This is a genomic window from Mesorhizobium sp. HAY1-8B, assembly GCF_056868045.1.
In genome coordinates this window covers 2,519,979-2,540,840 of record NZ_CP200321.1, presented here as the reverse complement: position 1 = coordinate 2,540,840, position 20,862 = coordinate 2,519,979, and the positions used below count along the sequence as shown (strand labels likewise).

Below are 20,862 nucleotides of genomic sequence, written 5' to 3'. Positions count from 1 at the left end.
CTGCCGCGCCCGTAGATAGGGCGGAACCTCGACTAGGTTCACGACCCCAGGGTCGGCCTGAGGCGCCCAATAGACTGGCTGCTCGACGGCCGACTGATCAGGCCGGGCGGCGAAATTGCAAACCCCAGCGCTTGCGCAACGCGCGCATCGCCTTGGCCGTGCGCGAGGCCGCGAAGTCCTGCTGGTATTGGGGATTGCGTCGCAGGAACTCCCAGGCAATCTCATCGGCGGCGGCGCCTTTGACGAACGCATATGCCTGTGGGTCGCGCCACTGCGATGTATCCGGCTTCATCCGCATCCTTCCCTTCTCAAGGATTTGATAGGGGGACGCGGCGTAGAGCGAAATCCTTGGATTCCGTCATTGACGAATAAGCCCGAGCTCGAAAAAGTGCTCGGCAAGACGCTTGGCGTGCCGCTGTTCCAGGAACAGGCGATGCGCGTCGCCATCGAATGCGCCGGCTTCACGCCGGGCGAAGCCGACATGCTTCGCAAGTCGATGGCCACTTTCAAGTTCACCGGCGGCGTGTCGTCGTTCAAGACGAAGCTGATCGAGGGCATGGTGGACAATGGATACGAGCGGGCCTTCGCCGAGCAGACCTTCAAGCAGCTCGAAGGGTTCGGCTCCTACGGCTTCCCCGAAAGCCACGCCGCGTCCTTCGCGCTGATCGCCTATGCCTCGGCCTGGCTCAAATGCTGGCACCCCGATGTGTTCTGCGTTGCGCTGCTGAACAGCCAGCCGATGGGCTTCTACGCACCGGCGCAGATCGTGCGCGACGCGGCCGCGCACAGGATCGAGATCCGGCCGGCTTGCGTCAACGCCTCGCGTTGGGACTGCACGCTCGAGCCTGTCGACGACGACAGCCGCTTCGCCGTCCGGCTCGGATTGCGCATGGTGCGCGGTCTGGCCAACGCGCATGCAAGCATGGTCGTCGCCACGCGCGCCGATGAGCCTTTTGGCTCCGTCGATGATCTCTGGCGGCGCGCCGGCGTGCCGCAGGCCGCACTTGTCCAGCTCGCCGAGGCCGACGCGTTCCGGCCAGCACTTGGTCTCGCACGGCGCGAGGCGCTTTGGGCGATCAAGGCGTTGCGCGACGAGCAGCTCCCCCTGTTCGCGGCCGCATCGGCCCGTGAGGCGGAGAGGGTGCCCGAGATCAACGAACCGGCGGTGGCGCTTCGGCCGATGACCGCCGGCGGCGAGGTCGTGGAGGACTACCGCCATATCGGCCTGACGCTGCGCAGCCACCCGGTCTCCTTCCTGCGCGAAGACCTTCGACGCCGGCGCATCGTCTCCTGCGCCGAGGCGATGGAGGCGCGCGACGGCCGATGGCTTGAAGCGGCAGGGATTGTGCTGGTCCGGCAGCGCCCTGGCTCGGCCAAGGGTGTCATGTTCATCACGCTCGAGGACGAGACTGGTATCGCGAACCTCGTTGTCTGGGCGAAGGTGTTCGAGCAGCACCGGCGCACCGTTCTGTTGGCCGGCATGGTCGCGGTGCGGGGTCGCATTCAGCGTGAGGGCGAAGTGGTTCACCTCGTCGCGCGGCGCATCACCGACCTTTCCGCCGAATTGGCCAGCGTCGGCGAACGCGAAGGGAGCTTTCCCGTGCCGCACGCCCGCGGCGACCAGGTACGCAATGGCGGCTCGGGGCCTGATCCGCGCGAGCTGCCGCCCAAGGGGCTGCGCAGCCGCGACATCTACATCCCGGACCTGCACATCGACAACATTAAGGTCAAGATGCGGGATTTCAGGTGACCGAAATTCGTGGCCGGCTCCGGCGTCACCACTCCTGCAACGCTGTGCCGCGACCAAGCCGAGCATCATTTTTTCAGGTAGCTCTTGCGGCCGCTGTCAGTGATGCAGTAGTGGCCGCCGCGGGGTCCGGTACAAAAATGACCTCCCCGGCAACTGCACTCGCCCACGCTTGCCGGCGCCATCTCGGCAGATCCGCCGCCGATAAGCCCAAGAGCTTGACTGGACGCCCCGCCAATCTCCGCCGAACAGTTCTTTTTGCTGGCGCTGACCGAACCGTCGTTGCAGATAAAGGTGCTGCCCTGGCAGTGTGAGATTCCACCCTTGTGACCGCTGCACGGGGTGTTCGCAGCAAAAGCCGGCTGGGCGCCAATCATGGCCAACAGCGCAGCAGAAACACACAGCCTCAACACTTTTGAGAAAGCCCCCTTATCCACCATGCAAAGCTGTAACATTGCCATTGGCAGCAGAATAGTGCGCGCCGGATCAATCTTGCTGGCCCTGGTTCTCGGCGCCCAAGACGCTACCGCTCAGCCGCTCGTTGGCGTCCCGTCCGTTATTGACGGCGACACGATCGAAATCCATGGCACGCGTATCCGCCTCTATGGCATCGACGCGCCCGAAAGCGCTCAGATGTGTCTCGATGGGTCCGGCAAGAAATATCGCTGCGGGCAGCGGTCATCCCTAGCCCTCGCGGACTTCCTCGACGCACACCGCCCGACGTCATGCATCGAGGTTGGGCGAGACCAGTTTCGGCGCATGCTGTCTGCACGGCCGGCGGCGTTGACACCGCAGAGTGGTTGGTCAGCGCGGCTACGCCCTCGACTGGCCGAGATACAGCGATGGCTACTATGCGCCGGCACAAGCCAAGGCTCGAGCGGCGAAGTTTGGAATCTGGATCGGATCGTTCGAGCAGCCTTGGGATTGGCGCAAGAGAATGACCTTCCAATAGCGTGTCAGTGATAGCCGGATTCAGCGTAGGCTTCATGCATCAGGCTTGGTCCGCGACCAACTCTCAGACCACCGACCGCGTCCCCAACTTGGCCGCAAACCGAAATCGCCGACCCCAGACAGCAGGATCAACCGACCTGCTCGACGAAGAGCGTCCCCGCAGGCAGCGGCTTGATCAGGGACGTGGCGGACATCGATGGATCAAGCCAGCTCGCCCAATCCTTCCGCTCCAGGATCACGATCTGCCGATCGTGATAGGGGGCAATGTCGGGGCCCGGTTCCATCGTCAGCATGGTGAACGCTTCCCCGACGTCACTGGTCTGGCGCCAGATCCCGGCGATGCAGAAGATCGGCTCGCCGCGCTTGGTGAAGAGCCACTTGTCCTTGCGCTTTTTGCCCGTCTCCGTCGGATCGGTGAACTCGTAAAAGCCATCGGCGGGGATCAGGCAGCGGTTCGAGGCGAACTCGCGGCCGTCCGAGCGGAAGTTGTAGACCGGCCGCTTGTTCTGTCCGGGCCAACTCCACCGGCGCTGAACCAGATCGGCCTCGCCGCTCGTGCCATCGACCGCGCGGATGATCGGCCCCAGATCCGTTATCTTGATATCCTCGCGCGCCTCGATATTCGGCGCGCCTTCGCTGAAACGTATCTTGATCTTGAGATCGGCGAAGTCCTCGACGATCGAGGCTAAATCCACCATCAGCCGATAGTCATTGCACATGTGTCACCCGTTTCCCGGCGTTGCGCGGCAATCGTGTTCCTGTTATGTTCTTTTGGTTATGAGCGCAAGAGTTTTCGATTCCGACGCACCGCTCGATGAACGCCGCATCATCATAAGACGCTACGGCGGCGATGTTGAGATGCTTGAGTTGCCCTGGGGTCTCCAACCTAAGGAACCGGGCGACCGACCCTTCGCCGTCGTGCGCGCAGAAGACCGGTCGTTTCCAAGCCATCGCTGCCTGGTGCCGGCGTCCGAATTCCGGCACCGCAGCCAGGGAAAGAACTACAGCTTTCGCCTCGCAAGCGGTGATTGGTTCTACTTCGCCGGCATCTGGCGGCCAGCGACGCGCGATTGGCCAGAAGCGTACGCAATCCTCACGATCCAGGCCAATGACGATATTGCCCCCTATCATGATCGCCAGATGGTGGTGCTGCGCCGGGACGAGCGCTCGGCTTGGCTCGACATGACGCAACCGGAACACGAGGTCCTTCGTCCCCTTCCAGGAGCAACTTTTGCAGTTTCGCGTCTCCGCCACGATCGCAGACAGGCTGAATTTGCGATCTGAAGATTGTAGGATCGTTCAGCACGAAGCTTAGACCTGGCGAATGACATTGCAGGCAAATGGCCCCTGAACGCGGCGCCGACCCGCGCAAAATCATCCATGTCGATATGGATGCGTTCTACGCGTCGGTCGAACAGCGCGACAATCCAGAACTGCGCGGCAAGCCGCTCGCCGTCGGCGGGGCCGCCGCCCGCGGTGTGGTCGCGGCCGCAAGCTACGAGGCCCGCGCCTTCGGCGTTCGCTCCGCTATGCCTTCGGTCACGGCAAAGCGCAAATGCCCCGAACTGATCTTCGTGCCGCCCCGCTTCGACGTCTACCGGGCGGTTTCGGCTCAGATCCGCGACGTGTTCGCCGAACACACCGATCTTATCGAGCCGCTCTCGCTTGACGAGGCCTATCTCGACGTGACGCAGAACCGGCTCAACATTGCGTCTGCCTCAACGATCGCAGAGCTGATCCGGGCAAAGATTCTGGAGGTAACCGGGCTGACTGCTTCCGCCGGCATCTCCTACAATAAATTCCTCGCCAAGATGGCCTCCGACCAGAACAAGCCGAATGGCCAGTTCGTCATCACGCCACGCCACGGGCCGGCCTTCGTGGAGACTTTGCCCGTCAAGAAATTTCATGGTGTCGGCCCAGCGACAGCCGCGAAGATGGAAGGGCTCGGCATCGAGACCGGCGCCGATCTCAAGGAGAGGTCGCTCCCCTTCCTGCAGCAGCATTTCGGAAAGTCTGGGCTCTGGTACTATCAGATCGCGCGCGGCATCGATGAACGCGCCGTCGAACCGGATCGGCCACGCAAATCGATCGGCGCCGAGGACACTTTCGCAGCCGATATCGTCGATCTCGATGCATTAATCGCCGAACTTAAGCCGCTGGTCGCCAAGGTCTGGGGATACTGCGAAGGCAAAGGCATCCGCGGCCGAACCGTCACGCTGAAGGTCAAATTCGCCGACTTCCAGCAGATCACGCGCAGCCGCACGGTGGCGATTCCGATCGAGCTTCGTGATTTTGAGGAGCTCGCGGCTGATCTCCTGAGGTCGGTGTTTCCGGTGCGGAAAGGCATCCGCCTGCTGGGCATTACACTGTCGTCGCTAGGCGATGTGTCGCCGTCAGATCAACGACAACTTCGGTTCGAGGTGTAGGGCTGCCTCTCAGGCCGGGACGCAGAGAACCACCGGCCGCAACTTATCCGGATCATCGCTCGTGCGGATCGATCTCGCGGACGATCTGCGAGACCTCTCCTTCATATTCGTCAGCCCGCACGACCGTGAGTGTTCCGTCGCCGGCGCGGAAGATGACGATGCTGACCATCAGGCTGGTGGCGAGGCTGAAGGCGAAGGCGTTGGCTTCTACGAGGGACATTTTTCCGGCTCCTGTTCTGGAAGCGGGGAGCGATCCCCGCGTGACAGGCGCCCGATGTGTCCGGCCGAGGGCCGCAATCACCGTGAAGGCGAGGCCGAAACGGCGGCACGGTTCGCGTAGTCCGACCCTTTATGGGTTGATGGCATCAGGCCCTTGGACCGGACCAAGGAATTGCGCCGACAAACGCGGCGATCGGTTCCCTGTTTCTCCATTTCAGGACCAAGTGAGATGTGTGGACCTCGTGGTCCGTCGCCTTGCCTTCATCGACGCCACATCAGCAGGAGCGGTCGCTCGATCAACGCGCCGAGAGCAACGGAAATCAGAGCGAATGACTCGAGGCCGGTCGACTGGCGGCCCCTTCACGCGGTGCCGAACTTCATCACCGGAATGCCGAGCCTGCGGGCCTTGTCGGCGAGATTGTCCTGGATGCCAGAGCCGGGGAAATGAATGACGCCAATCGGCAAGGTGTCGAGCATGGCGTCGTTGCGCTTGAAGGGCGCGGCCTTGGCATGCCTGGTCCAGTCCGGCTTGAAGGCAATCTGTGGCACCTTGCGACTGTGAGCCCATTTGGCCGCGATCAACTCGGCACCTTTTGGTGATCCGCCGTGTAGCAGGACCATGTCCGGATGCTTGCTATGGACCTGGTCGAGCTTGGCCCAGATCAGCCGATGATCGTTGAAATCGAGGCCGCCGGTGAAGGCGACTTTCGGTCCCGGCGGCAACAGCACCTGGCTGTCTGCATGCTTCCTCGCGGCAACGAAGTCCCGGCTGTCGATCATTGCCGCGGTCAGGTTGCGATGGTTGACGAGAGAGCCCGAACGCGGGCGCCAGATCAAGTGGGTGTGACGCTCGAAATGCTCGGCGGCCTGGTCACGCATCAATTCGAAGGCGTTGCGGCGTTCGAGCAGTGTTTGACCTTGGGCGATGAGGCGCTCGAGCTCGACCGACTTGACCTCGGACCCATCCTGTTCGCGCTGCAGCCGCTGCTGGCCAAGCTCGTTTTCATCGAGCTCGCGTTCGATCCGCTTGGTCGCGCGATGGAACAGATTGACCGTACCCCACAGCATCTCCTCGAGGTCGGGTTCAAGGCGTGTGTCGGCCATCGCCACCACGAGAGCGTCGAAGATGTCGGCGATGCTGGCTGCCACGACCCGGCCTTCGGGAAGCGGGCGCGGATCGAGCTCGTCGTCGAAGGGACGGTAGCCGTAGAGCTGAAGCTCCTGAAGGACGTGGTCGATGGGTGATGATGCGGGTTGCGGCTCGAAGTCGGTATCGTGCTCGGTGCTCATGGCAGCTTGCCTTCGTGGATCGGCCGCGCCCATCGCGGCCTTCATGGCGACGAAGGCGATGGACGATCCGGACTTGCACCCGCAGCGCCAGCGCAGGGCCGGAACGGAAGTGAAGGATGGTGAGGCCCGGCTATTTTGACTCGCGATGGAAAGGCACGAAGACGGGTCCCCGCGCGGTCCGCCGCGCGGGGTGGCAAGGGCCGCCGGAAAATAGCCGGGCGCAGCCATTGCCTGTGCGGACCGACCGGCGCCCGATCGCCCTCTGGAAGGCCATGGGCCGGCCCTCCCCCCAGCGAAGGTTCACCTGCGACCCGAGCCACGCACCGCTGGCGCGCCCCATCTTCCCCTTTCCGGTCAGGCCGCCAGCTTCATGAAGCGTTCGACATCCTGCGGCGCGATCTGGACATGCAGGATCCCCCTCAGGGCATCGGCGCCGAGCAGACGCAGATCCTCGTTGAAGTCGCCAAGTTTCGGCCTCAGAACCATCGCCTCGATACCGGCTGCGCTGGTGCGCTCAATGAGGGTTGCCACTGCTGCGTCGCCCGCCGGATCATTGTCGCGGGCGATGTAGAGCCGCCGCAATGTGTCAGGGAACAGGATTGCAGACAGATGCGCCGCCGACAGCGCAGCCAGTGCCGGCATAGCGGGCAGGACAGTGCGTTGCGACAGCATGGTCTCGATGCCTTCGCCGGCGGCCATGACATCACGGCAGCAGCCGAAGCGGACAGCGTGACCGAGCAGTTCGCCCATGGCTCGTCTCGGCGTGTCGATTGGAGCGCGGCCGAGATGGGCCTCGCTGAATCCGCCCGGATCGAGCCAGGTGCGGTGAGCGCCGGTGAGCTTGCCTCTGAGGTCGGTGACCGTCGCGATCATTGCCGGCCATGTTTCGGTCGCGCCGCTCTCTGGACGGTAATAGCAGCACGGATGAAACCGCAGGCTCCCGGTTTCATGCAAAGCTGTAATCGCGCGTCCACGCAGATACGTCTCCACAAGCGTACTTGGTATTGGCTGCGACATGGAAACCAGCCGCCGCGCCGCTTCGGGAGAGCCGCCGGCAGCGGGGACGGCTTGCTCCCGCCGGTCCTTTGGTTCGTTCGTCGTCAGGGGCATCGACAGAAAGCTACGCGCCTCGTCGCAGACGTCCTTGAAATCGACAAGGCCAAGCGATTCCCGAATGACGTCCAGCAGGTCGCCATGCTCCCCGGTGGCGGCGTCGGTCCATTTCCCGGCGGCGCCCTTGCCGGAATCCGATCCCTTGAGACGGACAAACATCGAGCGCCCCGGCGCATTGCGGGCGTCGCCAACCAGCCAGTAGCGGCCCTCACGGCGTCCATTGGAAAGATAGCGGCGGCAGACCGCTTCCGCCCGTTGGGCGAGACAGCTTGCCATTTCGGATGCATCACGAGGCGGCATCAGGTGGCCTCCCTCTCGCTGATGCGCTGTATCGGATGACGCTCGATGACCTTGGCAAGCACCGCAGGTCCGCTCGCGTCCGCCGGCACGAACATGCGCAGCTTCCAGGAGATGATCTCGTGGAAAAGCCCGTAGGCCGTCAGCCGCTCGCGCATGGTGTCGGTGAAGCCCGACAGCTCGATGCGATTGGAGCCCATGACGCGGACGCGGCGCACATGAAGCCCTTCGGCGAGGTCGAGCATCGTTCGTCCGCCCGCAAGGGAGTTGAAGGCATCTTGTGCCGTCAGTGCGCTGACGCCGGTTGCGAACGCGCCGGCGGCCCATGCGGCCGAAACCCTGCGTCCGATGATGCGCTCCCCCTCGTCGGTCTGGAGCCGATAGACCCGGCTCGATTCGTTTGGAAGTCGCTTCCAGATCGGCAGCAGCAGCCCCGCGACGATGTGGATGGTCGAGTCCGAAAAAGTCGGGACGCTCGCGACCTCGGCACTCCAGGCGGCGGCGAAGGTCCCGCGATCAGCCTGCTGCCAATGACTGTCCTCCATCATACGCAGGGAGGCATGGTGTTGTTCCATCGGCCGGATTAGCCTGACACGCCGTTCGATTTCGCCATCATCGAGCATGAAAGACGGCGCGGGGACCTGCAGGGCAGCACGCCCTGAGCGTTCGTTGACCAGCAGGATGGCGCGCTGGTCGTCGAGCTGGGCAACAGCTTCCTCGACCGGCATGGGTCGGTTGCGCTGGCGCTGATCGATGGTGAGGAGCTGCGTTTCGGCGCCGGTGCCCGGATGAGTGTAGATTGCCCGCCGATCGGTGACGGCGAAGCTCTCCGCTCGCAGCGTTTCGAGCCCAAGATCATAGACCCCAGCGGCGATGGCGCCTTCCACCTTGGCGGTGAGCAACTGCTCGAAAGTCGCGAACAGGATATCCTGCAGTTCAATGGTGAGCGCCAGCAGTCGATTGAGGAAAGTGGTGATCGGCGGCAACTCGTCCTTGATGCCGTTCTCGTCTGTCAGCGTCAGACCCGTGGTCTGCTCGAACAGCTTGAGGGAGCAGCCCTCGACCTTGCCGCGGACGATCAGCAGGTAGAGCTGGCGCAGCGCATCGCGCGCATAGTGCGATTCGAGATTGTCCTCTGGCCGGAACAGGCCCTGCCCGCCGGTCTGGCGCTGGCCTCGCGTGATTGCGCCCAGCGTATCGAGACGCCGGGCAATCGTGGAGAGGAAACGTTTCTCGGCTTTCACATTGGTCGCGACCGGTCGGAATAGCGGCGGCTGCGCCTGATTTGTCCGATGCGTACGGCCAAGGCCCTGGATGGCAGTATCGGCTTTCCAGCCAGGCTCCAGAAGATAGTGGATGCGCAGGCGCGTGTTCCGCGCAGAAAGTTCCGCATGGTAGCTTCGGCCGGTCCCGCCGGCATCGCTGAATACCAGGATGCGCTTGACGTCATCCATGAAGGCCTGCGTCTCGGCGAGATTGGCCGAGGCGGCGCGGTCCTCGACCATCAAGCGTTCGCCCTTCCTGACGATGCGTCGCGACCGGCCTGTCACCTCCGCGACCATGTCGGTGCCGAAGCGCTGAACGATCTGGTCGAGGGCGCCGGGGACCGGTGGCAAGCTCGCCAGCGTCTCGATCAGGGCTGTGCGGCGCGCGACCGCCTCGCGGCTCTCAACGGGTTGGCCGTCGCGAAACACCGGCCTCGACGACAGGTTTCCTTCCGAATCCGTGAAGGGTTCGTAGAGTTGCACTGGAAAGGAATGCTCGAGGTAATCGAGCACATATTCGCGTGGCGTGATGTCGACGCGGACATCGTTCCATTCCTGAGTCGGCACCTCCGCCAGCCTGCGTTCCATCAGCGCCTCACCGGTGGAGACGATCTGAACCACGGTCGAATGCCCGGACTGGAGATCGTGCTCGATCGAGCGGATCAGTGTCGGCGTCTTCATCGACGTCAGCAGGTGGCCGAAGAAGCGCTGCTTGGCGCTTTCGAAGGCCGAGCGCGCGGCGGACTTGGCCTGGCGGTTCAACGTGCCGCTGTCGCCGGTGATGTTGGCGGCCCGCATGGCCGCATCGAGATGGTTGTGAATGACGGCGAAGGCGCCGGCATAGGCATCGTAGATGCGCCGCTGCTCAAGCGTCAGTTCATGCTCGACCAGTTCATACTCGACGCCGTCGAAGGACAGCGAGCGTGCCGTGTAGAGGCCGAGCGCTCGAAGGTCCCGGGCGAGCACTTCCATTGCCGCCACGCCACCCGCCTCGATCGCCTCGACGAACTCCGCGCGGGTCGAGAACGGGAAGTCCTCGCCACCCCAGAGGCCAAGCCGCTGGGCATAGGCCAGATTGGCGACGGTGGTCGCGCCGGTGGCGGAAACGTAGACGACACGGGCGCCGGGCAAAGCATGTTGCAGGCGCAAGCCGGCGCGGCCTTGTTGTGAGGACGCGACATCGCCACGCTCTCCCTTGCCGCCGCCGGCATTCTGCATGGCGTGCGCCTCGTCGAATATGAGCACTCCGTCGAAATCCGGGCCCAACCATTCGACGATCTGCCTGACGCGCGAAACCTTTTCGCCACGGTCGTCGGAGCGCAGCGTGGCATAGGTTGTAAACAGGATGCCTTCGGGAAGCGTGATGGTGCGCCCTTGCGGGAAGCGCGACAGTGGCGTGACCAGCAGACGCTCCATGCCGAGCGCGGCCCAGTCGCGCTGCGCGTCCTCAAGCAGCTTGTCCGATTTCGAGATCCATACGGCCTTGCGCCGGCCTTGCAGCCAGTTGTCGAGCACGATGCTCGCCGACTGCCGTCCCTTGCCGACGCCGGTTCCGTCGCCGATGAAGAAGCCGCGCCGGAAGCGCACGGCTGCCGGCGCGTCATCGGGTGCTGCTTTGACAACATCGAGCGTGTGGTCGACTGACCACGATCCGGCAAGCAACCCGCAATGGGCCTCGCCGGCCAGGATCACCGTTTCGAGCTGGGCGTCGGAGAGCGATGTCAGGATATCGCCGGGCAGGGTCGGGCGATAAGTGGGCTTTGGCGGCGCGACCGACGCCATCGCCGCGGACTGGACCAGCCTGGTCGGGTGAGCCTGTGAGCCGGGAATACGTATCGTCTGCAATCCATATTCCTCGTATATCGCGTCGGTCAGCCGTGCTCCCTCGTCGGGCGTCCAATCGACCCTCTCGTACGACAGTTCAACGCCGACCGGCTCCGGCAGTTGCCGGTGAACTGGGCCTGCGGCAGGGCGGGCGAGATAACCACGGACCGTCCGGGGCGCGGGAATGGCGGCAACAACCCTGGCCGCTTCAGCGATCGGCAACCGTGCCGGGACGTTCTTCTCGACCCAACTGAGCAACGTGGCGACATCGGGCGCAAAGCCGGGCGAGGCCGCAATGAAGGACGGATCGCCAGCCGGGGTCTTGTCGATGACCGTCAGTCGGGTCTCGATCGTCGTGCCATGCCTGGCATAGACGGCGCCGCTGATCGTGGCTGTGAAAACGACACGACCATGCTGCTGGATGCGCTCGAATGCATCGCGCCACGCCGGCATCTCCGGCCCGAAACTCGCACCGGTGATGGTGACGAGCCGGCCCCCGTCGGCAAGCCGGCCGAGTGCCGAGGCGACATGGCGATAGGCCGCATCCGCGACGCGCCCGTGCACATTGGCGAGGACCGAGAACGGCGGATTCATCAGCACGACCGTGGGCAAGCTGGCGGGATCGAGATGATCATCGATCTGGGCCGCGTCGAACCGCGTGACCGTGAGGGCCGGGAAGAGATTGGACAGGAGGCCGGCACGCATCGCCGCAAGCTCGTTCAGCAGAAGCGAACCGCCAGCGATCTCGGCGAGGATGGCAAGCAGTCCGATACCGGCGGAAGGTTCAAGCACTCGGTCGGACGCTGTTATGGCGGCCGCGCAGACGGCTGCGAGACCCAGTGGAATAGGCGTCGAGAATTGCTGCAGCGCCTGGCTTTCCTCGGAGCGGCGGGTATGCGTCGGCAGAAGATCCACGATCCGGCTGAAAAGCGGCAAGGCGGAAGCCATGGAGCCGGCTTTGCGCAGAAGCGACCTGCCGTATTTGCGCAGGAACAGGACGGTAGCGGCCTCGCAGGCGTCGTAGGCCGTCTTCCAGTCCCAGACGCCGCTTGTGTCGGAGGCCCCGAAAGCGGCTTCCATCACGCCTCGCAGGACGACGGCATCGACGCGCCGGCCACATTCGAGGTGGAGAAGTAAGCGCTGGGCTGCCTCGTAGACTGCTGCGGAGGGATCGAAGGGAGCAGCGACGGACGGGACCGGATTGCCGGCTGATGTCGGCGACAAGACGTTCATCTGAGATCCTCTGGAGAGCGAGACCGGGAAAAGCCCATCGGCGCTCTCTCTGACCGCACGGGCTCAAGCCGTCCCGGCCGGACACTCACTCTCACCACAGCACGCAAAAACGCCCGGCACTCTTGCGAGAGCCGGGCGAAAGGTGCGGAAGGGAAAGGGCCTATTCGGCGGCGTCGAGCTGTTTTTCTTCCCCGTCGACCAAAGCAACGTCATTGTCACCTGCCAGGAATTCAGGCAGAGCTTGATCGTCGTCGCCAGCGTTGGTGTCGATTGCGTCGACATCAACGTCGACAAGCCGCAGAGGCTCGGGCAACCAGCCGCTATCGGCGAGCAGGCGTTCGGCTTCCTTGGCCATGTCGCCCTTTTTGAGGTGATCGATGAGCTGGGATGCGCGATCGCCAGCACCCTCGCGAACAGCTTGGAGGATACGCGCCTTGGTGACGCGGCCGAGATAGTTGCCGACAGTGGGGCGCCATCCGGCGGCGATCATGTCGAGCCCAACTGCCCGAGCAAGGTGATCGGCATCCGCAAGGCGCTGCTGGACGCCGTGCGTTGAGATGGCGCCGTTACCGTAGCGATCGGCCCTTTCGTAAAGGGCGTTGACGCCGAGGGATGCGCAATGGGCGAACAGCTCAGCTTGCTCGCTACCCGTCAGTGCAGAGAGCGCGTCCCATAGGTCGGCGACGTCAGTTGGAAGACGCTTTTCCCAGGCCTCGTGGCGAGCCTGGATCGAGCGCGCATAAATCGTATCCCGAAGCCCTTCGGACTGAACCGGGAAGACCGTGCCACGGACAAAGACTTCCATCGCCAGGCCTTGCGCGCTGTAGCGAGAGAAAGCGTCACGGACGAATTTGTGAAGGACGGCCAGAAAAGCGGTTGCCGGATCGTTTGCGAGCTTGTCGCGCAGAGCCAGCGTGCGATCTGCGGTCAGTTCCATGATCAGCCGATCCGGCAACGGCTTGATGCCATCCTCCTCATCATCGTCCGGGTCGACCGGCTGGCCACCGATCGTGATGACGGCCCGCTGATTAGAGCCTGTGGCCGAAACGCCGGATCCGTCGATGCCGGGATCGTTGTCGCCGCCGGGCGACAAGGGCGCCTCATCTTCCGGCTTTACGTAACCGCGCTCCACGAGAAGCGCTCCGTCCGTATCGATGCTGACGAATACACCCGCACGCGCGATTTCCGCGGGATCGAAGTGAACGGGACGCGCCTCGATCGACTTGATCGCCGTTTCGATCTCGCCAAACCGCTGGTCGACCTCATCCGGCAACTCGTCGGCCTCTTCATACTGTGCCTGAAGCCTGTCGAACTCCCCACGCAGTGCATCGAGCGTTGCCTGCTCTTCGCTGGTGAGGTCGATCGGAGTGCCATTGAGTTCACGCAAGCCATTTGCCGCGCCATAGGGAAAGCTCAATGCGACTGCGATCCACTTCCAGCCTTCGTTGGCGATTTCGTCGGCCATCATCTGCAGCTTCTCGGTGACCAGCCGTTCAAGCAGCGGGACGTCCTGCAACCACCCGCCATCGTCCGACTGGAACAGATCGCGCAGCACTCCGCCGCCTGCCGCCTCATAGCGCTCCAGACCGACGAACACGGCCCGCTTGTCGGAGGCGCGCACTGTGTTCTCGGTCAGCATGCGCCGGATCTGGTATGGCTCTTTCGACCAACTGTTCTTGATTGCCTCCCAGACCTGTTCCTGTCGGGCGTGGTCGTTGCTGACGGAGAATGCTTCGAGTTGAGCGATCGACATGCCGTCATCGGCGTAAATCTGAAGAAGCGCCGGCGACACTGCGGTGAGCTTGAGACGCTGTTTCACCAAGCTGGTCGAGATGAAGAACGCGGCTGCGATCTCCTCCTCCGACATGCCTTTGTCGAGCATGTCCTTGAACGCGCGATATTGGTCCAAGGGATGGAGCGGTGCGTGTTCGACGTTTTCGGCCAGCGAGATCTCTTCGGCGAGGATTGGCCCAAACGGATCGCCCACGACACAGGGAACAGATGCGGTCTTCGCAAACCGTTTCTGTTTCACAAGCATCTCGAGCGCGCGGTAGCGGCGTCCCCCGGCGGGGACCTCGAACATTCCGGTCTCCTCGCCGCCAGCATCGAGCACGGGACGAACATGAATGCTCTGTATGAGTCCGCGCCGGGCGATCGAGGCCGCGAGTTCCTCTATCGAGACGCCGGCCTTGATACGTCTGACATTGGTCTGGGCAAGCACCAGCTTGTTGAATGGAATGTCGCGCGAAGGCGACAGGGTGATCTTCTGAACGGCGTTGGCCATCGAGGTTTCTCCGCGACGGGCACCGAGAGCCTCTCTCTCGGTCTTGAACCCGTCACAAAGCCCCTCCAACCCTCTCCCTCTCCTGCCACCACGATCTAGCACGCCGTTGATCGGCAGCCGACGTGACGTAGCGGGCACGCTTGGGAAAGGCTTGTAGCCGTGAACGCGGTTTCCGCATGAACCGATAATGAGAGGGATCGATCAAGCGCGGCTGGCGCTTGATCCCTATGCCGAACGGCAGAGCCGCCGGGTGCAATTCCGATTCGGAACGCTGCGAGTTCAAGACAGCCGGCCCGTGGTCGACGGGACGGCGCTTGCGCTGTTCCGGTCAACGATGGTTATGCAGCCCTTCTATCGTTGCCTGCGCCCAACACGATGGATGCTCCGACCTCTTCCGGCAGGTGGCCAAGAAGCCACTCCGCCGCCTTACTGGCCTGGCTGGCGGCACGAACAATGGCGCGATTGTCCTCGCGCAGAACCTCTAACCATGAACCGATATAGTCCGCATGCCGAACCGTGGGCACGATGCCCAAGGCCGCGCAGCAGAAGGCCGCGTTGATCTCTGCCACGAGTTCCTCGAACGCATATTTCCTGGAGGCGATAGAACCAGAGAATTTGCGATCCAGGCGTGAACTGTGACCGGTGGCATGTCCGAGCTCATGCAAGGCTGTCCGATGCCAATTGATCGGCTCGAAGTAAGCTTGGGGCGGAGGCACCTGTATATAATCGTGGGCAGGCACATAGAACGCCTTGTCGCCGCCAATACGGAAGTCGATACCGGTAGCCTTGATCAGCGCCTCGACGCGCGGTTCGATCAGGCTTGCCACCGGCGGCGGAGCCGAAGCTGCGACTTCGTCAGGTAGCCCTTCACATTGCTCGATGTTGAAAACGGTGAAGCGCTTGAGGAACGGTATGGCTTGAGCATCCTCGCCCGTCTCTCGAGCGCGCTTCTTCTCGTGATCCGGGACAAAACGATCGGCATAGACGACATTTGTCCCGTGCTCGCCTCTGCGGACGTTCCCGCCGAGCGCGAACGCCTGTCGATAGGTTATCCAACTCTGTGTTGGGAACCCGCGTTCGACGACGGCACCCCAGAGGATAAGCACGTTAATCCCGCGGTACGGGCGATGCGTGCTGGCATTCTGCGGCAGGGAGAGCGACGCTTTTGCTGCGGACGTCCCCCATGGCTGAACCCAAGGAAAACGACCAGCTTCCAGCTCGGTAATTATCTTGCCGGTGATCTCGTCGTAGAGGTTCGACCGGTCGGCGACGGGATGAGTTCGATTGGTCCGGACAGACATCGCGGTTCTCCGCGACGGGCGCCGAAGGCCTCTCCTTCTGCTTTCAACCCGTCGCGAAAACCCCGCCCCTCCTCTGACTCTCCGTCGGGAGAGCCCCTGCTCGCCCGACCAATGTGAAGAAGGGCGTAAAAGGCGGAAGCACCGAAATGTCCGTCAGCGGGAATAAGTCAGTTCGGTGCTGGAGCAGGTTCGCGGCCCTGAGACCGGTTCAACAGGGCGGCCGAGGGAGCATCAGCATAGCGCCGCCGTGAGGCGGGATGCGGGACCGACCGCCCCCGGCGAAGGGCGCCATATGAAACTTTGCTCGCTAACTTGACCGCAGAGCAGGAAGCGATCCGTCGCGTATGACGCATGGTCGATCCGGGCCACAGCTAACCCTCACCGGCCGATATTTACGAAATGACCGCCCTGCATACGCTTGTTGGCTTTCGCCATTTCCTTCCCTGAAGACCATCAGCTTCAATCGTCTGCTTAGCGATGGAGGAATGGCGCCATGACTGATCCCGGGAAAAGTGCAACAAAGCGGACGATCCGCCGCAAGGAGCTTCGCGAAATCGTACCTCTAGCCGACAGCACAATCTATGAAATGGAACAACGCGGGCAATTTCCTCGACGCTTCGCTCTCACCCCTCGGTGCGTGGTTTGGGATCTGGCCGAAGTAGAAGCCTGGCTGCAAGCTCGCAGGGCAGTTCCGATCCCCCGAGCGAGTCCTCCTGATGTGCGTTTACGGAAAACCTCTCCTGTCGGAGCGCGAGATCGGGCACAAATACCGTAAGCTTAGGGGGACAATCGCGATGGCGCGGTGTCGATGATCAATTCGTTCCGGCATATCTGCCGCTGGGCGGACGCATGGAGCCGCAAAGTCCACTGGCAAATCCAACGCTCTAGTGAAGGCTTAAGGTGGGCGTCCATGAACCAGATTGAACGGTCGCGAACGTCGAAGCTGCTAACCCGAGAATCGGGACATCTGTGATAACCATCCACCCCGCCGAAGATCACTGATGGTCACGTCGGCACACAATCACGCCGGCGGCATGATGCCGATGATGATCAGGAGCAAAAGCGTATTCGGCTTGCTGCTTATGATCGGCATGATGCCGTCTGATGTCACGGTCATTAGACCTCGAAAACAGCCATTATATAAGCTATTTTTCTCACAAAAGCTCGAAACAGCTAATTTGTGAGGCGAAAATGATCGACCTGAACGATCTTGGCAATGAGATCAAGAATGCCAGGAAGCAGCGCAAGCTGACACGGGAAAAGCTCGCCGAACTTTCCGGGCTCAGCCGGGCGAGGATCGAGGCGCTCGAGAATGGCAGGGTATCTGACATGGGTTTCAAACGCGTGCTCACGCTCATGAACATTGTAGGGCTCGATTTCCGGCTGACGACCTTCAACAACAAGCGCCCGACACTCGAAGACATCATGGAGGAAGATGATGCTGCGCGTTTAGACAGGTAGCAGAAGCCAGTCGGCGGCCTGGACATATCCGGCAAACGTGGTTCGACTTTCGCGTACGATGTGGGGTCGCCGGAGTGCAGCCGAAGGTTCTGGTGCGAGCCAGGGAACCGTTAACAGGAATCACAAAAGTGGCTTACTAATGCCTGGCAGTAGTGAGTCCCGAACCGCATCACCATATTATCGTCCAGCATAATACCGGCGCCACAAAGTTTCATATTAATGCGTAGCAGGGACAACGAACTCGGCGAACCTCGGGCCAGAACGTGCGTGATGCGCCATACAACCCTTGTGTGGAATCAAAGGGCCGGATCAGGCTCCAAGATCGGCAGCGACGGCGGGATCAGTGTCGGCCCATATTTCTTGCCGCCGACCCAGGCATCGACGATATCCGACCATTCCTGCATCATGTGGCGGCGTTGCACCTCATATTCGGCCTTGTTGTAGACACCACGCGACGAGCGCCCGTCCTCGTGCGCCAGGCATTTCTCAATCCAATCGCTGTTGAAACCAAGTTCATTCAACAGCGTCGAGCCCGTTCGCCGCAGGTCATGAACCGTAAACGGCTCCAGAGGCAGCCCCTCGGCCTTCGCCCGCTCGACGACCGCGTAGGTGACGCGGTTAAAGGTGGCGCGCGACATCGGTGCATCCGCATCGTACCGCGATGGAAGAAGGTATCTGGAATTTCCTGCACAGGTCTTCAAGGCGATCATGATGTCGAGCACTTGGCGTGACAGGTAGACGTTATGCGCCTTCGATCGCTTCATGCGTTCTTTCGGGATCGTCCAGACCGCATTCTCGAAATCGACCTCGTCCCAAACCGCGTCCTGCAGCTCGCTCTTTCGCACCATCGTGAGCAGGTAAAGCCGCATTCCCAAGCGGATCGTGGGAAGTGTGGCGACGTGCTCGAGCTGCTTCAGCATCACGCGAATCTCTGAAGGTGAAAGCGAACGGTCCTTTGGCACGAACGTAGCAATCGATGCGGGCCCAACTTCAGCGGCCGGGTTGGCCACCTTCTCCCCGTGCAGGATCGCAAAGCCGTAAATCTGCTTCAAGATGTCTCTCACGTGGATAGCGGTCGCAGGAGCACCACGTTCGACGATGCTGCCACAGTGGGCTCGTAGATCGTCCGGAGTGATCTCCGTCAGGAGGCGATTGCGCCAGACCGGAAGAAGCTCTCGCTCGAAGATGGAGCGCCGCATGGCGCGCGTGCTGTCGGCCATCGGCGCGGCTGTGAGCCACTTCTCCCCGAACTCGCCAAAACTCTTCGCCTCTTTTAGGCGGCGCTTCGCGCGCTGCTTCTCGATGGCCGGCGATCGTCCCTCGCGAACAGCGCGCTTCGCGTCAAGGCACTTCTCTCGAGCCAAGGCGAGCGAGATTCCGTCCCGCCCATACCTGCCGAGATAGACCGTCTCGCGACGCCCGTTGAGCCTGTAATCCAGCCGAAACGAGATCGCGCCACTGGGCATGACCCTGATATACATGCCGTCACGGTCAGCAATCTTGTAGATTTTCTGTTTTGGTTTCAGCGCCTTAAGGGCGGCATCCGTCAGCATGCCTACGTCCTCCTGAAAAAGTACCGTCAGTACAATTCTGAGGCTTCTCGGCAGAAAATTCCTTTTTTCTTCAATGCCTTATGGGGCAAAAAAGTACCGTCACTAGCCTCATTGACTGTGACGGTACTCAGAAAAATTCGGGTGGGCAATATGCGGAAGGTCCGGCAAGCGGACCGTCAATGCCAATCTCTGCGTGCCGATTGTCGCTGATTGTCCCTGAAAGGATTTATTTTTGTTTTCAGTACGTTACGTCGCAGATTGGCGTATTTTCGGCGGCGTCTGAGTGGGCCTGAATCATTCCCACTCGATCGTACCGGGCGGCTTCGACGTCACGTCGTAGACGACGCGGTTGATGCCGCGGACCTCGTTGATGATGCGCGTGGCGGCGGCGCCCAGGAAGGCCATGTCATAGTGATAGAAGTCCGCCGTCATGCCGTCGACCGAGGTGACGGCGCGCAGCGCGCAGACGAATTCGTAGGTGCGGCCGTCGCCCATCACGCCGACGGTCTGCACCGGCAGCAGCACGGCAAAGGCCTGCCAGATGGCATCGTAGAGGCCAGCCTTGCGGATCTCATCGAGATAGATGGCGTCGGCTTCGCGCAGGATCTCGAGCTTTTCGCGCGTGATGCCGCCCGGGCAGCGGATGGCAAGGCCCGGACCCGGGAACGGATGGCGGCCGATGAAGCTCTCGGGCAGGCCGAGTTCCTTGCCGAGCGCCCTCACCTCGTCCTTGAACAGTTCGCGCAGCGGCTCGACCAGCTTCATGTTCATGCGCTCGGGCAGGCCGCCGACATTGTGGTGCGACTTGATGGTCACCGACGGACCACCGGTGAAGGAGACGCTTTCGATGACGTCGGGATAGAGCGTGCCTTGCGCCAGGAAGTCAGCGCCGCCGAGTTTCTTGGCCTCTTCCTCGAACACTTCGATGAACAGCCGGCCGATGGTCTTGCGCTTCTTCTCGGGGTCGACCTCGCCTTCCAGCGCCGAGATGAATTTTTCCGAGGCATCGACCAGGATCAGCGGCAGATTGTAGTGTTGGCGGAACATCGCCACCACGCCTGCCGCCTCGTCCTTGCGCATCAGGCCGTGGTCGACGAGTATGCAGGTGAGCTGGTCGCCGACCGCTTCGTGGATCAGCAGCGCCGCGACCGAGGAGTCCACGCCGCCCGACAGCGCGCAGATGACCTTGCCCTTGCCAACCTGCTTGCGGATCGCCTCGACCGCGTGCTCGCGGTAGGCGCGCATCGTCCAGTCGCCCTCGATGCCGGCGATGTTATGGACGAAGTTCCTGAGCAGCCTCGCGCCGTCGGGCGTATGCACCACCTCGGGATGGAACATGATGCCGTACATGCGGCGCTCGACATTGCCGAAGATGGCGAAGGGCGAACTTTCCGACTTGCCGAAGACCTGAAAACCCGGCGGCAGGGCGATGACGCGGTCGCCATGGCTCATCCAGACCTGATGCCGCTGGCCCGTCGCCCACAGCCCCTCGAACAGCGGGCTGTCCTTCTCGATCTCGACGAAGGCGCGGCCGAATTCGCGATGGTTGGAGCTTTCGGCGACACCGCCCATCTGCACGCACATCGCCATCTGGCCGTAGCAGATGCCAAGCACCGGCACGCCGGCATCGAAGACGATCTGCGGCGCGCGCGGGCTGCCGATATCCGATGTCGAGGCCGGACCGCCGGACAGGATCACGGCTTTGGGATTGATGCGCTTGAACGCGGCTTCGGCCGACTGGAACGGCACGATCTCGGAAAACACGCCGGCCTCGCGGATGCGGCGGGCGATGAGCTGCGTAAACTGGCTGCCGAAATCGACAATCAGGACGGTGTCGGGGTGATTGGCTGTTGTCATGGCGAGCGTTTAGAGAAAGAAATGAGTCTGCGCAATGGGTT

Annotated in this window: 14 protein-coding genes and 1 pseudogene; 5 read left to right on the top strand and 10 right to left on the bottom strand. The window is 62.3% G+C overall.

The features are described from left to right. Window positions 1-97 precede the first annotated feature (97 nt). A complete protein-coding gene (locus AC1VON_RS12025) occupies window positions 98-292 on the bottom strand; it encodes a transcriptional regulator domain-containing protein (RefSeq protein WP_483122448.1) in 195 nt (64 codons plus the stop codon). Between the two features lie 81 nt (window positions 293-373). On the opposite strand from AC1VON_RS12025, the pseudogene AC1VON_RS12020 reads away from it, so the two are divergent. Continuing rightward, window positions 374-1,750: pseudogene (locus AC1VON_RS12020) on the top strand (helix-hairpin-helix domain-containing protein); the annotation flags it as partial. Window positions 1,751-2,826: 1,076 nt separating this feature from the next. Here the strand turns inward: AC1VON_RS12020 and AC1VON_RS12015 are convergent. After that, window positions 2,827-3,417, bottom strand: coding sequence for an SOS response-associated peptidase (locus tag AC1VON_RS12015; protein ID WP_483122446.1), 591 nt, complete (start codon window positions 3,415-3,417; stop codon window positions 2,827-2,829). A gap of 58 nt (window positions 3,418-3,475) precedes the next feature. On the opposite strand from AC1VON_RS12015, the gene AC1VON_RS12010 reads away from it, so the two are divergent. Both AC1VON_RS12010 and dinB read left to right on the top strand, forming a co-directional pair. Then, window positions 3,476-3,982 (top strand): SOS response-associated peptidase family protein, encoded by a 507-nt coding sequence (locus AC1VON_RS12010; protein ID WP_483122442.1) that lies wholly within the window; start codon window positions 3,476-3,478, stop codon window positions 3,980-3,982. 56 nt (window positions 3,983-4,038) lie between these two features. Beyond that, window positions 4,039-5,124, top strand: a complete 1,086-nt coding sequence (gene dinB, locus AC1VON_RS12005; protein WP_483122436.1) for a DNA polymerase IV — start codon at window positions 4,039-4,041, stop codon at window positions 5,122-5,124. Window positions 5,125-5,176: 52 nt separating this feature from the next. Here the strand turns inward: dinB and AC1VON_RS12000 are convergent, their stop codons facing one another. The 6 genes from AC1VON_RS12000 to AC1VON_RS11975 all read right to left on the bottom strand — a co-directional run bounded on the left by AC1VON_RS12000 (window position 5,177) and on the right by AC1VON_RS11975 (window position 15,950). Further along, the gene (locus tag AC1VON_RS12000; RefSeq protein WP_019863578.1) at window positions 5,177-5,344 is read right to left on the bottom strand and encodes a hypothetical protein; all 168 of its coding nucleotides are present in this window, start codon (window positions 5,342-5,344) and stop codon (window positions 5,177-5,179) included. Window positions 5,345-5,703: 359 nt separating this feature from the next. Beyond that, window positions 5,704-6,633, bottom strand: coding sequence for a DUF2493 domain-containing protein (locus AC1VON_RS11995; protein ID WP_483122428.1), 930 nt, complete (start codon window positions 6,631-6,633; stop codon window positions 5,704-5,706). A gap of 354 nt (window positions 6,634-6,987) precedes the next feature. Then, window positions 6,988-8,046 carry a DUF7146 domain-containing protein gene (locus AC1VON_RS11990; RefSeq protein ID WP_483122423.1) on the bottom strand — a complete coding sequence of 353 codons (1,059 nt, stop codon included), beginning with the start codon at window positions 8,044-8,046 and terminating at the stop codon, window positions 6,988-6,990. After that, window positions 8,046-12,365 (bottom strand): strawberry notch-like NTP hydrolase domain-containing protein, encoded by a 4,320-nt coding sequence (locus AC1VON_RS11985; protein ID WP_483122418.1) that lies wholly within the window; start codon window positions 12,363-12,365, stop codon window positions 8,046-8,048. Before AC1VON_RS11985 ends, AC1VON_RS11990 begins: the two co-directional genes overlap by 1 nt. Window positions 12,366-12,525: 160 nt before the next feature. Further along, window positions 12,526-14,649 (bottom strand): ParB/RepB/Spo0J family partition protein, encoded by a 2,124-nt coding sequence (locus tag AC1VON_RS11980; protein ID WP_483122412.1) that lies wholly within the window; start codon window positions 14,647-14,649, stop codon window positions 12,526-12,528. A 338-nt stretch (window positions 14,650-14,987) separates the two neighbouring features. Beyond that, entirely contained in the window at window positions 14,988-15,950 is a 963-nt protein-coding gene (locus AC1VON_RS11975) for an ArdC family protein (protein WP_483122407.1), read from the bottom strand. A gap of 493 nt (window positions 15,951-16,443) precedes the next feature. On the opposite strand from AC1VON_RS11975, the gene AC1VON_RS11970 reads away from it, so the two are divergent. Then, window positions 16,444-16,725 carry a helix-turn-helix transcriptional regulator gene (locus AC1VON_RS11970; RefSeq protein WP_483122401.1) on the top strand — a complete coding sequence of 94 codons (282 nt, stop codon included), beginning with the start codon at window positions 16,444-16,446 and terminating at the stop codon, window positions 16,723-16,725. Window positions 16,726-17,141: 416 nt separating this feature from the next. Beyond that, a complete protein-coding gene (locus tag AC1VON_RS11965) occupies window positions 17,142-17,411 on the top strand; it encodes a helix-turn-helix domain-containing protein (protein ID WP_483122396.1) in 270 nt (89 codons plus the stop codon). Window positions 17,412-17,707: 296 nt separating this feature from the next. Here AC1VON_RS11965 and AC1VON_RS11960 read toward each other — a convergent pair whose 3' ends face one another. Both AC1VON_RS11960 and guaA read right to left on the bottom strand, forming a co-directional pair. Beyond that, complete coding sequence (locus AC1VON_RS11960) at window positions 17,708-18,964, bottom strand: tyrosine-type recombinase/integrase (RefSeq protein WP_483122390.1); 1,257 nt, start codon at window positions 18,962-18,964, stop codon at window positions 17,708-17,710. 294 nt (window positions 18,965-19,258) lie between these two features. After that, window positions 19,259-20,821: a glutamine-hydrolyzing GMP synthase gene (guaA, locus tag AC1VON_RS11955; protein ID WP_056565210.1), complete on the bottom strand. Its 1,563-nt coding sequence runs from the start codon at window positions 20,819-20,821 to the stop codon at window positions 19,259-19,261. Between the last annotated feature and the right edge of the window lie 41 nt (window positions 20,822-20,862).